We start from the raw sequence: 12,099 nt of genomic DNA on the forward strand, positions 1-12,099 counted from the left end.
TACATGCTCCCCGCCAGGGCGGGGAGCTTTTTTATCGCGGCGTGGCACAGGGCCTGAGCCGCTGAAGAGTGAGTCGCTTAAGAGTGAACCGCTAAGAGAGAGTGTCATGAGCCAGCATCAGGATTTAGTCAACCGCGACCGTAACGTCACCTTTCACGCCTCGACCCACCTGCGCGACTTCGCCCACGGTGATTCACCGGGGCGCGTGATTACCGGCGGTCACGGTATCAATATCGTCGATAAGGACGGCCGTGAATTCATCGACGGCTTTGCCGGGCTTTACTGCGTCAACGTCGGTTACGGGCGCACCGAAATCGCCGAGGCGATTTACCAGCAGGCGCTGGAGCTTTCCTACTATCACACCTATGTGGGCCACTCCAACGAGCCGCAGATCGCGCTGTCCGAACGCATTCTGGAGCACGCCGGCATGGGCATGTCCAAGGTGTACTACGGCATGTCGGGCAGCGATGCCAACGAAACCCAGCTCAAGCTCGTGCGCTACTACAACAACGTGCTGGGCCGGCCACAGAAGAAAAAAGTCATCTCGCGGATGCGCGGCTACCACGGTTCGGGCATTGCGTCCGGCTCGCTGACCGGCCTCAAGGCGTTTCACGATCACTTTGATCTGCCGATCGACACGATTCGCCACACCGAGGCGCCGTACTACTACCACCGCGCCGCCGAGCAGCACGGCATGAGCGAGCAGGAGTTCTCCGCCTTCTGTGCCGACAAGCTTGAAGCGATGATTCTGGAAGAAGGCCCCGACACGGTTGCTGCGTTTATCGGTGAACCGGTGCTGGGCACCGGCGGCATCGTGCCGCCGCCGGAAGGCTACTGGGCGGCGATTCAAGCGGTACTTGAAAAGTACGACGTGCTGCTGATAGCCGACGAAGTGGTCTGCGGGTTTGGTCGCACCGGCTCGGCGTTTGGCAGCCACCACTACGGCATGCAGCCTGACCTGATCACCATCGCCAAGGGGCTGACCAGCGCCTATCAGCCGCTTTCCGGCGTGATTGTGGGCGACAGGGTATGGCAGGTACTAGAAGCCGGCACCGGCGAATACGGCCCCATCGGCCACGGCTGGACGTATTCCGGCCATGCGCTGGGCTGTGCGGCGGGGCTTGCCAACCTGGCGATCATCGAGCGAGAAAATCTGGTGGGTAACGCCGCTGATACCGGCGCCTACTTTCAGCAGCGGCTTAAAGAGCAGTTTGACGGCCACCCGCTGGTAGGCGATGTGCGCGGCGTGGGGCTGATGGCCGCGCTGGAGTTTTCGCCGGATGCGGCGCAGCGCCTGCATTTTGATCCCGCATTGAAGGTCGGCGCCCGGGTCTCGGCCGCCGCGCTTGACGACAACCTGATTGCCCGCGCCATGCCCCAGGGCGATATTCTCGGCTTTGCGCCGCCGCTGACCTTAAGCCGCGCCGAAGCCGATGAGATTATCCACCGCACCCGGCGCGCCGTGGATCGCGTTACCGACGAGCTCACGCGGTCGGGAGAGCTGGCCCAAGGCACACCCGAAACCGCATTCGCCACCTGATTGGTACGTATGTGATCAACAACGCCGCTGCCCGCGCAGCGGCGTTTTCGTGTGCCTGCTGCAGTGCTGAACATGGTTGGTAAGTCGCGGTAACGCATCGCATAATGGGCGGCGTTCACCTCGTTAAGGATGAAGTCATGTCACAAAAGATTTACTGCATTGCCAGCTTCAAGCCCAAACCCGGCAAGGAAGACGCCGTGTTCAAGGCGCTGCAGGCGCTTGAGCCCAACGCCCACCGCGAAGACGCCTGCCTGCGCTACACCGTCACGCGCCAGATCGAAAGCCCTTTTGCTCAGGGCGAAAGCTACCCCATCGTGTTTCATGAAGTCTGGGCCAACCGCAAGGCCTTTGAGGCGCACTGCCAGCGCGAAGAGATCAAACAGTTCTTCGCCGAGAACCTCGAAGCGCCGGACGGCGATATTGAAGACGCCAACGTCTGCGTCTACACCGACGAGCCGAACGACTTCGACGCGCCCGCTGTCTAGCGTCAGACACGCAACCGTTTTTGCACAGGAGGCAACATGGCCGAACAAAAGATGAACGTCGAAAGCTTCAACCTTGACCACACCAAGGTAAAAGCCCCGTATATCCGCTTGGCCGACATCAAGACCGGCGCCAACGGCGACAACATCCACAAATACGACCTGCGTATTTGCCAGCCCAACAAGGGCCACATGGAAATGCCCGCGCTGCACTCGCTCGAGCACATGATGGCCGAGCACTCGCGCAACCATACCCAGCAGGTTGTGGACATCAGCCCTATGGGCTGCCAAACCGGCTTCTACATCGCCATGATCAACCACGACGACTACGATGAAGTGCTCAACATCGTCGAAAAAACCCTCAACGACGTCATCAACGCCGACGAAGTCCCCGCCTGCAACGAAATGCAGTGCGGCTGGGCGGCAAGCCACAGCCTCGAAGGCGCTCAAGATCTCGCCCGTGACCTCCTCGCCAAGCGTAGCGAATGGACGCAAGTATTTGCCTGATAGAGCGTTCGCCCTGATGGAACAGCGCCTCTGCGGAGGCGCTTTTTTATGCTTTTAAAAAAATCAATGTACGAAATGTGGCAGGATTGTGGAAGCGTGATTATTGGAGTGCTAATGTAACGTAGTGCGTTTTATCCGAGAGGGCTACGGACTCCAGCAAAGCCCTTGCCCAGCACATGGGTATAGATTTGAGTCGTTTCCAAGCTCTTGTGACCGAGTAGTTCCTGCACTGTGCGAATATCCGTACCTTGGCTCAGCAGCTGAGTGGCGAAGCTGTGCCGCAGGGTATGGCAAGAACCGGGGCGTGGCAGCGCAGCGGCCCGCATAGCGTGTTTTACGGCTTTTTGTACCGCCGAAGGGTGGATATGGTGAAGAACGACCTTGCCGGTGTCGTCGAAGCAAGGACGAGAAGCAGGAAAGAGCCACTGCCAAGCCAGAGAAGTTCCTGCATTCGGATACTTGCGACCCAGTGCATAAGGTAGTGTCACAGGCTCGCGGCCATGAGCAAGCCGGCAGTCAAGTTGGCGTTGGGCCGTGGAAATCTGCTGCTGCAAGCATGGGATGCAAATGGCTGGGAGCAAGGTGGTGCGATCCTTAGCTCCTTTGCCGGCTCTCACCGTCACGATCTGTCGCTCGAAGTCGATATCCTGGACACGCAGACGGCAGGTTTCGAGAAGGCGTAGCCCTGAGCCGTACATTAGTGAGCCCATCAAACGCATGGGGCCTGATAGATGGCTCAGCACCTGTGTCACTTGTTCATGGGAAAGCACTACCGGTAGTCGGCGCGGGCGTTTGGCGCGAGAAAATTCACCGATATCACCCAGAGGCTGCTCAAGAATATGGCGATAAAGGAAGACAAGGGCGTTCAGCGCCTGGTTTTGTGTGGCCGCCGCCACATGGCGCTCCATTGCCAGATATTCCAGGAAAACCTTGACCTCGGGGGCTCCCATACTGAGGGGATGCCGCACGCCGTGGAATCGGATGAAGAAGCGTATCCAGTAACAGTAGGTCTTCTCGGTGCGTGGACTATAGCGTTTTACACGCATGGTGGCCTTTACCCGGTCCATCAGCTTCGGCGGCCTGCTGTGCATATCCATGTGGTGCTCCTCGTAAGCTGGTTATGCATACAGTATTATTGGTCCAGGCAAAACGCGCAAGCGTGCGAATCCTGCTTAGGCTGCCGAGTTTTTCTTAATACTTTTATATATCAATGGTTTAGGTGGAGCGTGGCACGCTGGATAACATTGTTGAACGAGCCTGCGCGTTTATTCAATATCTGAGCGTTCCGTCTAATACCTGTTAAGAGCTCAGGAGAGCATGTGAGCAAGATTGAAGAAATAAGATCGTTACTTGACGAGCTTGAGGCAGAAAATGCCTCCGAAGACGATCAGGCCTTCGCGGAGAACTTTGAGTTCTTAGAGCTGCCTGAAATTGTGTGCTCCGTTATTGATTATTTGCAGCCCTCGCTGTTTCCGTACGAAGCGGCTGTTTACTGGCATCTTTTCAGGAAATCTGTATTGGGCGAAGGAACCCAGTACACGAGAGCCAGTGTCCGTGGCATGACTTTAGGTGTTATCACTTCGTCCAGCGGACAATCTGATGGCTTGAGCTATGGCGCTGTGCAGAAGGCCCTGACCGGTCTTGAAGAAAAGGGGGCAGTTTCGAAGGCTGGCGATACCACCAGAGAAGGCACTTTGTACAAGGTGCATCTTCCTGAAGAAATTGAGCTCTGCCAAGAGGCGAAGAAAGCCGCTGCCAAAGAGGTTCCAAAATCAGAAAGGGATTTGAAGAAAGAACTCGACTTTTACAACGTCAGAGAAAATCGTCTGAAAGTATTTGAGCGCGATGACTACAAGTGCCGTTATTGCTCCAAGCGACTGACCAGGTTTACCGCGACACTAGATCACGTGGAGCCAGTATCAAAAGGTGGCGATAACTCGCTTGATAATCTTGTCACTGCGTGTCTGCACTGTAATTCCCAGCGCGGGAATAGGCCGGTAATGGACATCATCGATGAAAAGCGCTCTTAACAATCGGCTGCACGGCGACCGGTTTTCCGCTGCTTCGCAGCTCCAAACCGGCGCGTGAGCCGGGCGTTAGCGCTGCACCGATCAATCTTCGGTAATTTGGAATTCAAGAATTTAAAAGGTGGTAAGAGTATGCGATTTATAGCTGTAGTTGCTTTGCTGTTGAGTTTTTCCGGATGCGCCAGCGTAAGCATGCTTCCGAAGGACGTGTCTGAGGTCAACTTTGAAGCTCCAGAAGGTAAAACTGGTTGGTCTCAATACGAGCACGTAGAGACCTTTCACGGCTATAACGCAGAACAGGTTTATGAGGCAGCAAAAGTTGGATTGGGGAATGCTGGCTTCTCCCTGCGAGTTGCGGATATATCCAAAGGCATGGTCATCGGTGAACATGGCATGACAGCTCATGACTGGAATGTTATCGGCGGCGTTTACTTTCGGGAGCGCGATCAGGATACCCAAGTCAAAGTTATTGTTGAGGGGTCAAAGGATATTGGCTTTAGTGGCGACGTAACGTCCGATGGCTGGACGGGCAAAATCCTAAAAGGCTTACGTGATTATCTCAACGATACTTATCAGTCCATCCTTAAAATCGACAAGGCTGATCTGAAATAGTCGCTAACCAGTGCAGGCACGGCGACGCCAACTACATTGCGCCTCCGGCTCCATTCCGCTGGCGCGCATGCTGCAAGCGTTAGGTTTTGAAGTAACCCCTCCACATCCGCACAAGGTAAGCGCTGCCGCTGTGGGGGAATGGCATTTCATCAGGCCTGGTTCGGGCCGTTGTAGATCTCTTCGTCCAGTTCGCCTTCGCTTTTACCCACTAGCGCAGTCATCATCAAGTCACCGGCGGCGTTGACGCTGGTGCGCGCTATGTCGAGGATACGGTCGATGCCGGCAATTACGGCGATGGCCTCAAGGAGCCCGGCGGTTGGGACTACTTCGACGAGCTGCTGAAACGCATCCGCGACATCCGCGCCTCGGAGAAGCGCTTCTACCAAGAGGTGCGCGATCTTTTTGCGCTGTCCAGCGACTACCTCTCCGACGATCGCGATGCTCACTGGTTCTTTGCCGAGGTGCAGAACAAGCTACTGCTTTGCGGTGACCGGCCACACCGACGCCGAAGGTCACCGAGCCGAAGAGCGATCTGCCGCTGGCTCATGTTGATGCTCCTGAAGGCGTGAATCTGATATCGTTGCGCTTGGGTCAGCCGTCGGTATGCCATGCTCTGCTTCACGTTGGTCGGTAAAGCAGGGAGGGTAACGGCGCTGGCCCTCCTGCCTCTCCCCATTGGTCCAAAGTGCTGCGGTTATTCCATGAATTCAGACGATAAAGGTATGAATGTGTCCCAGGCAGAAAAACCGTATGTGCAGTGGCAGGATGAGCAGACACCTCGCAAGGCCCTTTGGCTTTCTGAGAGTAATTACGCTGCGCCGACGCACATCGTACCCGTGGATGACCAGACGACGGCCGATCAAGCTTACCGTTTAGCGTGCGAAGGCAACTCACTGTTGTGGCGCGGTGATTTTCATAATGCATTGCAATTAATGCAAGCCATGGCCCGGCGCATTAATCGAGCTGAGCAGCGTAAGCTCAGCAAAGCCGCTAAATCTGCCAAGCAGCTTCCTGCCGAAAACACAACACCCAGCGTCTTTCATCAGCAACGTCAAGCTCAAGCCCAAAGGGCTAGAACGTTAGGGCGACTGCTTTTGGAGCTGGATGCAGGTTATATCAGCGGCTTGCGCCGCGCGCCTGACCTTAGTGCTGCCTGCGAAGCCGCTTTTGGTGTGCTGGATGAGCCTTGCCTCATGTCGTTGCGTGACTTGCAAGGCGCTTTGGGGGCAGCCCAGTGGCGCCAGAAAGGCGTGCCCATTGCGGGGTTGGATCTACCGATCTTTCCGCATTACGGGGTGTTTGCGCCCACGCGGCATGAGTATGTGTCACTGATGCAGGACGCACCGCTACCGGCCAAGCATGACGTGGCCTTTGATATCGGCACCGGCACGGGGTTATTGGCGATCATCCTGGCGAAACGCGGCGTGGGGCAGGTCGTCGCCACAGACTCAAATCCACGGGCTTTAACATGCGCTGAAGACAACTTTGCGCGTGTAGGGCTATCAGAAATACAGCTGCAAGAGGCCGACGTGTTTCCTACGGAACAGCCTTTAGCCAATTTTATTGTTTGCAACCCGCCTTGGCTGCCTGCAAAGCCCAGCTCGTCTCTAGAGCTCGCCGTTTATGATCACAAAAGCCGGATGCTGCGCGGTTTTTTGCAGGGTGTTTGTGCGCACCTGGCACCGCAAGGGGAGGTGTGGCTGATCCTGTCCGACTTGGCCGAGCACTTGCAGTTACGTACCCGAGAACAGCTGCTAGCGTGGTTTGTCGAGGCGAAGCTGGAGGTGAAATACCGGCTCGACACCCAGCCCAAGCACGGCCGCAGCCAAGACAGCACAGACCCACTCTATGCCGCACGTAGCTCAGAAGTTACCTCGCTGTGGTGCTTAACACCGGCATAGGCTTGGATATCCACGGGCTGAAAAAGGACATAGCAACATGCTGAAAAGGATGACCCCATGAGCGCCGGTGAACTGATTTTCTACCGTAGTGACGACGGGCGGGCGGAGGTCCACCTGCGGGCCGAGGGCGATACCGTCTGGCTGTCTCAGGCCGAGATGGCGGAGCTGTTTGATACCACGCCCCAAGCCATGACCCAGCACATTCGTGCCATTTATGAAGAGGGCGAGCTGGGCGTGGAGGCAACGTGTAAGGAATCCTTACACGTTCGTCAGGAGGGGCAGCGTCGTGTGCAGCGCCGGCTCAAGACGTACAGCCTGCCCATGATTTTGGCCGTGGGCTACCGGGTGCGCTCCCCCCGTGGCACGCAGTTTCGCCAGTGGGCCACGGCGCATCTGGCAGAGTACCTGGTCAAGGGCTTTGTGATGGACGATGAGCGCCTCAAGGAGCCCGGAGGCTGGGACTACTTCGATGAACTGCTCGAACGTATCCGCGACATTCGCGCCTCGGAGAAGCGCTTCTATCAAAAGGTACGGGACCTGTTTGCGCTGTCCAGCGACTACCGTTCTGACGACCGCGATGCCCAGCTATTCTTTGCCGAGGTGCAGAACAAGCTGTTGTTTGCAGTAACTCGCCACACCGCCGCCGAGATCGTGGTTCATCGCGCCGATCCTGACGAGCCCAATATGGCGCTCACCAGCTGGAAGGGCGCGCGAGTGCGTAAGCAGGATGTCGCTATCGCCAAAAATTATCTTACCGCCGACGAGGTGGATACTCTGAACCGTCTGGTGGTGATCTTTCTGGAGCAGGCCGCGCTACGCGCCAAAGAGCGCAAAGATCTGACGCTGGACTACTGGCGGGGTAACGTGGACCGGCTGCTCGCGTTCAATGAGAAGCCCGTGCTCGAAGGTTTGGGGGCGATAAGCGCTGAACGTGCCCGGCAAGTAGCCTACGAGCGCTTTGAGCAGTTTGATGCCCACCGGCGGCATGATGAGGCGTTGGAGGCTGATGCTGAAGACTTGCGCGAGCTTGAAGCGCTGGAGCAGCAGGTGAAAAAGGGTGAGCCCTGATAGCCGCCATTGAGCGTTGCACCCCTGTACCTTGTACTCTGGAGACACCATGAAAAAAACCGTTCTGGCTCTTTCCCTGGCGGTTTTCGCGCCGCTGACGCTGGCGGCGGAGCCGTTCTGCGATACCGAGCATCCGCACCCCATCGACGTGCAGTTCGAGCGGGATATGGACGCGAGCGGTGGCGTTACGCTGGAAATGCGCAACGCTCAGGGCAAGGCGTATAAGCGCTGGGATACCGAGCTGAATATGGAGTATCGGGAGCTGATGGCCAACCTTGCGGCAGAGGAACAGGCCGCGCTGAAGAAAGCCCAGCGGGCGTGGCTCAAGTTTCGTGAGGCGGAATCCGAGTTCTGGTGGACGGAGAGCATATCCGGCGGCGGCACGCTGCAGCCGGTACTCGTCGCTGGCCACAGCATTGACCTGCTCAAGGCGCGTGTCTGCCGGCTCCGGCAGTATAAGCAGGCGGCAGAGCATGGGTTATCCTGATGGCTAGGCGCGGTACGCGTTCGCGACGTTCAGGCTGGCCCCGGGCCGCTGTCGGAGCCTTGAGTTTGGCCGCGGCTGGCGGCCTGTATGCCGCTGGGCTAGTTCCGCTCGCGCTAGCCGGTGCCTACGCCTTGATGAGCGTCCTGTCGTTTTTGCTCTATATGAAAGACAAACATGCGGCACGGCGTAACACTTGGCGGACGCCTGAAAGTACGCTGCACCTGCTGGATTTTCTTGGCGGCTGGCCAGGCGGCCTTATCGCTCAGCAGAGTTTTCGTCACAAAGTCAGCAAAACACCGTTTCAGGTCGTTTTTGGGCTTTCTATGGCGTGTAACGTGGGCGCTGCGTGGTGGCTGGTTGAGACAGGAAACGCCGCGCGTTTGTCGCATCAGGTGCTGGCCTCGCTGAGCTGGATGTAAGGTAGCTCGCGGAGCTAAATAGCGGCCGCTGAAAGGTGTTTGGCCGAGTAAGGCGTGCGCACTGATGGAAAAGCGCTTCTGCAGAGGCGTTTTTTGTGCACTACGAAAAAAGCATGAGAAATGTGGCAGGATTGTGGAAGGGTGGATGGGGAAATGCTAATTTCGCTTTAGAAGATTTTAGTACTCGCGAGTTGCCGCACACCATGGAATCGGATGAAGAAGCGCATCCAGTCGCAGTAGGTTTTCCCGGTGCGTGGGCTATAACGCCTTACGCGCATGGTTGCCTTCACCCGGTCCATCAGCTTCGGCGGCCTGGTATGCATGTCCATATGATGCTCCTTTTTAGCTGGCTATGCATACAGTGTTATTGGTTCGGGCAAAACGCGCAAGCGAGCGAATCTTGCTTAGGCTGCCGAGCTATTGTTAATAGCTTTTATATCAATGAGTTAGGCGAAGAAAGAAACGCTGGATAATATTATTGAACGAGCCGGCGCGTGCATTCAATATCAGAGTCTTCCGTCTAATAGCTGTTATATCCCCATATCAAAGGACGGAGCATGGCTGATTTAAAAATTGATCAACATCTTATCGAATGGAAGGAAGTGGCCGAGCGCACTTGGGATTCACTGCTGCTAGGTAATGGATTCAGCATGAATATATGGGAGCGATTCGGTTACCGAGATCTATTCGAGCTAGCTAAAGACCCTTTAGTGGGTAATCCTTTAGAGCCCCAGTCAACTGCGCTTTTTGACCACTTAGGAAGCTCAAATTTCGAAGATGTGCTTAGAATAATATATCATTCGAGGTTAGTAGATCAGCAGCTAGGAGACCCTCAAAAATTACCGATCACTGCGCTTTATAGAAATACAAAAAATGCATTGGCTTCTGCGGTTAACTACGCACACATTCATCATGAGCAGTTTGATGGTGAACCTATAAGAAAACAACTCCAAGAGTTCTCTCACATATTCACCACTAATTATGATTTGTTACCATACTGGTCAATAATGCATTCGGATACGTGGCGATTTAGAGATTTTTTTTGGAACCATGGAGGGTTATTCAACCCAGCAGATGTCGAGGCACCAGCGGATAGGAGTAAAATTTATTACATGCACGGTGCAATACACCTTGTTGAGAAATCTGATGGCTCAACTATGAAGCAGACAGCGAATGGCTTAGATAGCCTCACTGAATTATTTGACCTTGACCATCCTGAGCTCTTTCCGCTGTTCATATCAGAAGGGAGTTGGAAAGAGAAACTGTCCAGAATTAAGCGTAATAATTACCTACGGTTTTGTTTTGAGCGGTTCAGCAGTAGTGATGGCGGCTTGGTGATTATCGGGCACTCACTCCATAAAGACTACGATCAACACATAATAGATGCAATTCAAAGCAGTGGCATTGAAAGGATCGCTTTAGGCGTATGGCCGCACCAAGCAGGAGCAGCAATCATTGAATTGAAGTCGAGGCTAACCCAATCATTACCGGGAACAGAGCTCCACTTTTTTAATTCGGAAACGCACCCACTAGGGGATCCCAGTCTCCGCGTGGGAATATAACAATTGCATGCATCAGACCCACATTACGTTACGCCTTCGGCTCATTGCATGTGGTCGGCTGATGCAAGGCGTTATATTCCAAACAAGGCGTCGCCGTATCGGTAAGTTACCCAGAAAGCGTTCCTCCAACGTGAAAACGCCCCCTTCGCACAGCGCGAAGGGGACGTTTTTTCTTGCGAAGCCGTTAAGCTATCAGGCCTTATTCGGGCCGTTGTAGACGTCTTCGTCCAGCTCGCCTTCGCTTTTACCTACCAGTGTGGTGACCATCAGGTCGCCGGCGACGTTGACGCTGGTGCGCGCCATGTCGAGGATGCGGTCGATGCCGGCAATCACGGCGATGGCCTCAAGCGGCAAGCCCACCTGGGACATGACGATGGAGAGCATGATCAGCCCCGCGCCGGGAACCCCGGCGGTGCCGATGGAGGCCAGCGTACCGGTGAGGATAATCATGCCGTAGTCGGCCATGCTCAGGTCCACGCCCAGCATCTGGGCGATGAACAGCGTGACCACGCCCTGATACAGCGCGGTGCCGTCCATGTTGATGGTTGCGCCCACCGGTAGCACAAAGCCCGAAACACCTTCCGAGACGCCGAGGTTTTTCTGCGCGCAGCGCAGCGATACCGGCAGGGTGCCTGATGATGACGCCGACGAATAGGCCACCACCAGCGCGTCGATAATTCCGCTCAGGTAGCGCTTGGGGTTCAGCCGGCCCAGCAGCGCGAGCAGCCCGCTGTAGACCACCAGCACGTGAATCACGCTGGCCAGATAGGCCACGCCGATTACCTTGGCCAGCGGCAGCAGCACTTCAAGCCCGTAGCTGCCGGCCACATAGGCGATCAGCCCGAAGACGCCGAACGGCGCGAAAGACATGACGATTTCGGTGAGCTTGTACATGGCTTCGGCAAAGCTTTCGAACACGCGCACGACCGGCTCGCCTTTTTCCCCTACCAGCATCAGCGAGACGCCCAGCCCGATAGCAAACACGATGATTTGCATGATGTTGCCTTCGGCCAGCGCATCAATGGGGTTTTGCGGCACGAGGTTGACCAGAATCTCCACCAGCGACGGCGCGTCCTGAGCTTCCATCGGCTGGTCAAAGCTCAAATCCACGCCCGCACCGGGCTGAAAAATCGTCGAGGCCAAAAGCCCGATGGCGATGGCAAAGGCAGTGGTAATCAAATACAGCCCAATGGTGCGCGCACCGATACGGCCCATTTTCTGCGGGTCGCGCATGGCCGTGATGCCGACCACCAGCGTCGAAAATACCAGCGGGACGATCAGCATCTTGATGGCGCTGATGAAAATATCGCCCAGCGGCTTGAACACGCCAGCGTTTTCGCCCATCAGGCTGCCGACGATCACGCCCAGAAACAGGCCGGCAAGAATGCGTTGCCAGAGCGGGATGCGTCGCCAAAGGTTGGGGGTGGAACTGGCTGCCATGCTGTGTCTCCTTGGGAGGATTAGACTGTTGTTATCGCAATAAGGGCGGCGATT

At 56.0% G+C, this 12,099-nt stretch carries 13 protein-coding genes and 2 pseudogenes; 11 read left to right on the forward strand and 4 right to left on the reverse strand.

Features of this window, described 5'->3' with window-relative positions:
• Window positions 1-106: 106 nt before the first annotated feature.
• The 3 genes from B5495_RS11960 (at window position 107) to B5495_RS11970 (ending at window position 2,529) form a co-directional block, all read left to right on the forward strand.
• Entirely contained in the window at window positions 107-1,540 is a 1,434-nt protein-coding gene (locus tag B5495_RS11960; protein WP_079554025.1) for an aspartate aminotransferase family protein, read from the forward strand.
• Between the two features lie 137 nt (window positions 1,541-1,677).
• The gene (locus B5495_RS11965) at window positions 1,678-2,025 is read left to right on the forward strand and encodes a putative quinol monooxygenase (protein ID WP_079554026.1); all 348 of its coding nucleotides are present in this window, start codon (window positions 1,678-1,680) and stop codon (window positions 2,023-2,025) included.
• A gap of 36 nt (window positions 2,026-2,061) precedes the next feature.
• The gene (locus tag B5495_RS11970) at window positions 2,062-2,529 is read left to right on the forward strand and encodes an S-ribosylhomocysteine lyase (protein ID WP_079554028.1); all 468 of its coding nucleotides are present in this window, start codon (window positions 2,062-2,064) and stop codon (window positions 2,527-2,529) included.
• A gap of 131 nt (window positions 2,530-2,660) precedes the next feature.
• Here the strand turns inward: B5495_RS11970 and B5495_RS11975 are convergent, their stop codons facing one another.
• On the reverse strand, window positions 2,661-3,626 hold the full coding sequence (locus B5495_RS11975) for an integron integrase (RefSeq protein WP_269457134.1): 966 nt from the start codon (window positions 3,624-3,626) through the stop codon (window positions 2,661-2,663).
• Between the two features lie 222 nt (window positions 3,627-3,848).
• Here B5495_RS11975 and B5495_RS11980 point away from each other — a divergent pair, with 222 nt between their 5' ends.
• Window positions 3,849-4,559 carry an HNH endonuclease gene (locus B5495_RS11980; protein ID WP_197685621.1) on the forward strand — a complete coding sequence of 237 codons (711 nt, stop codon included), beginning with the start codon at window positions 3,849-3,851 and terminating at the stop codon, window positions 4,557-4,559.
• Between the two features lie 129 nt (window positions 4,560-4,688).
• Window positions 4,689-5,168 carry a hypothetical protein gene (locus B5495_RS11985; protein ID WP_079554030.1) on the forward strand — a complete coding sequence of 160 codons (480 nt, stop codon included), beginning with the start codon at window positions 4,689-4,691 and terminating at the stop codon, window positions 5,166-5,168.
• A gap of 149 nt (window positions 5,169-5,317) precedes the next feature.
• Here the strand turns inward: B5495_RS11985 and B5495_RS11990 are convergent.
• Window positions 5,318-5,479, reverse strand: a pseudogene (locus B5495_RS11990) (cation:dicarboxylate symporter family transporter); the annotation flags it as partial.
• A gap of 45 nt (window positions 5,480-5,524) precedes the next feature.
• On the opposite strand from B5495_RS11990, the pseudogene B5495_RS15140 reads away from it, so the two are divergent.
• The 5 genes and pseudogenes from B5495_RS15140 to B5495_RS12015 all read left to right on the forward strand — a co-directional run.
• Window positions 5,525-5,587: pseudogene (locus B5495_RS15140) on the forward strand (hypothetical protein); the annotation flags it as partial.
• Between the two features lie 282 nt (window positions 5,588-5,869).
• Window positions 5,870-7,069: a methyltransferase gene (locus B5495_RS12000; protein WP_231897184.1), complete on the forward strand. Its 1,200-nt coding sequence runs from the start codon at window positions 5,870-5,872 to the stop codon at window positions 7,067-7,069.
• Between the two features lie 57 nt (window positions 7,070-7,126).
• The gene (locus B5495_RS12005) at window positions 7,127-8,137 is read left to right on the forward strand and encodes a virulence RhuM family protein (protein ID WP_079554034.1); all 1,011 of its coding nucleotides are present in this window, start codon (window positions 7,127-7,129) and stop codon (window positions 8,135-8,137) included.
• Window positions 8,138-8,186: 49 nt separating this feature from the next.
• The gene (locus B5495_RS12010) at window positions 8,187-8,624 is read left to right on the forward strand and encodes a lysozyme inhibitor LprI family protein (RefSeq protein WP_079554036.1); all 438 of its coding nucleotides are present in this window, start codon (window positions 8,187-8,189) and stop codon (window positions 8,622-8,624) included.
• A 134-nt stretch (window positions 8,625-8,758) separates the two neighbouring features.
• Window positions 8,759-9,043 carry a DUF1294 domain-containing protein gene (locus tag B5495_RS12015; RefSeq protein WP_172824565.1) on the forward strand — a complete coding sequence of 95 codons (285 nt, stop codon included), beginning with the start codon at window positions 8,759-8,761 and terminating at the stop codon, window positions 9,041-9,043.
• A gap of 167 nt (window positions 9,044-9,210) precedes the next feature.
• On the opposite strand, the gene B5495_RS15045 is transcribed toward B5495_RS12015, so the two are convergent.
• Window positions 9,211-9,372, reverse strand: coding sequence for a phage integrase N-terminal SAM-like domain-containing protein (locus B5495_RS15045; protein ID WP_079554040.1), 162 nt, complete (start codon window positions 9,370-9,372; stop codon window positions 9,211-9,213).
• A 228-nt stretch (window positions 9,373-9,600) separates the two neighbouring features.
• Between B5495_RS15045 and B5495_RS12025 the strand changes: the two genes are divergently transcribed.
• A complete protein-coding gene (locus B5495_RS12025; RefSeq protein WP_079554042.1) occupies window positions 9,601-10,605 on the forward strand; it encodes a DUF4917 family protein in 1,005 nt (334 codons plus the stop codon).
• Between the two features lie 192 nt (window positions 10,606-10,797).
• Here B5495_RS12025 and B5495_RS12030 read toward each other — a convergent pair whose 3' ends face one another.
• On the reverse strand, window positions 10,798-12,045 hold the full coding sequence (locus B5495_RS12030; RefSeq protein ID WP_079554044.1) for a dicarboxylate/amino acid:cation symporter: 1,248 nt from the start codon (window positions 12,043-12,045) through the stop codon (window positions 10,798-10,800).
• Between the last annotated feature and the right edge of the window lie 54 nt (window positions 12,046-12,099).

Source organism: Vreelandella subglaciescola (assembly GCF_900142895.1).
Classification (GTDB): Bacteria; Pseudomonadota; Gammaproteobacteria; order Pseudomonadales; family Halomonadaceae; genus Vreelandella; species Vreelandella subglaciescola.

Coding starts and splice junctions, on each gene's coding strand:
- B5495_RS11970 (WP_079554028.1), top strand. CDS start 2,062: ATGGCCGAACAAAAGATGAACGTCGAAAGCTTCAACCTTGACCACACC.
- B5495_RS12030 (WP_079554044.1), bottom strand. CDS start 12,045: ATGGCAGCCAGTTCCACCCCCAACCTTTGGCGACGCATCCCGCTCTGG.
- B5495_RS11965 (WP_079554026.1), top strand. CDS start 1,678: ATGTCACAAAAGATTTACTGCATTGCCAGCTTCAAGCCCAAACCCGGC.
- B5495_RS11975 (WP_269457134.1), bottom strand. CDS start 3,626: ATGGATATGCACAGCAGGCCGCCGAAGCTGATGGACCGGGTAAAGGCC.
- B5495_RS12010 (WP_079554036.1), top strand. CDS start 8,187: ATGAAAAAAACCGTTCTGGCTCTTTCCCTGGCGGTTTTCGCGCCGCTG.
- B5495_RS11985 (WP_079554030.1), top strand. CDS start 4,689: ATGCGATTTATAGCTGTAGTTGCTTTGCTGTTGAGTTTTTCCGGATGC.
- B5495_RS12005 (WP_079554034.1), top strand. CDS start 7,127: ATGAGCGCCGGTGAACTGATTTTCTACCGTAGTGACGACGGGCGGGCG.
- B5495_RS12025 (WP_079554042.1), top strand. CDS start 9,601: ATGGCTGATTTAAAAATTGATCAACATCTTATCGAATGGAAGGAAGTG.
- B5495_RS12015 (WP_172824565.1), top strand. CDS start 8,759: ATGAGCGTCCTGTCGTTTTTGCTCTATATGAAAGACAAACATGCGGCA.
- B5495_RS12000 (WP_231897184.1), top strand. CDS start 5,870: ATGAATTCAGACGATAAAGGTATGAATGTGTCCCAGGCAGAAAAACCG.
- B5495_RS15045 (WP_079554040.1), bottom strand. CDS start 9,372: ATGGACATGCATACCAGGCCGCCGAAGCTGATGGACCGGGTGAAGGCA.
- B5495_RS11960 (WP_079554025.1), top strand. CDS start 107: ATGAGCCAGCATCAGGATTTAGTCAACCGCGACCGTAACGTCACCTTT.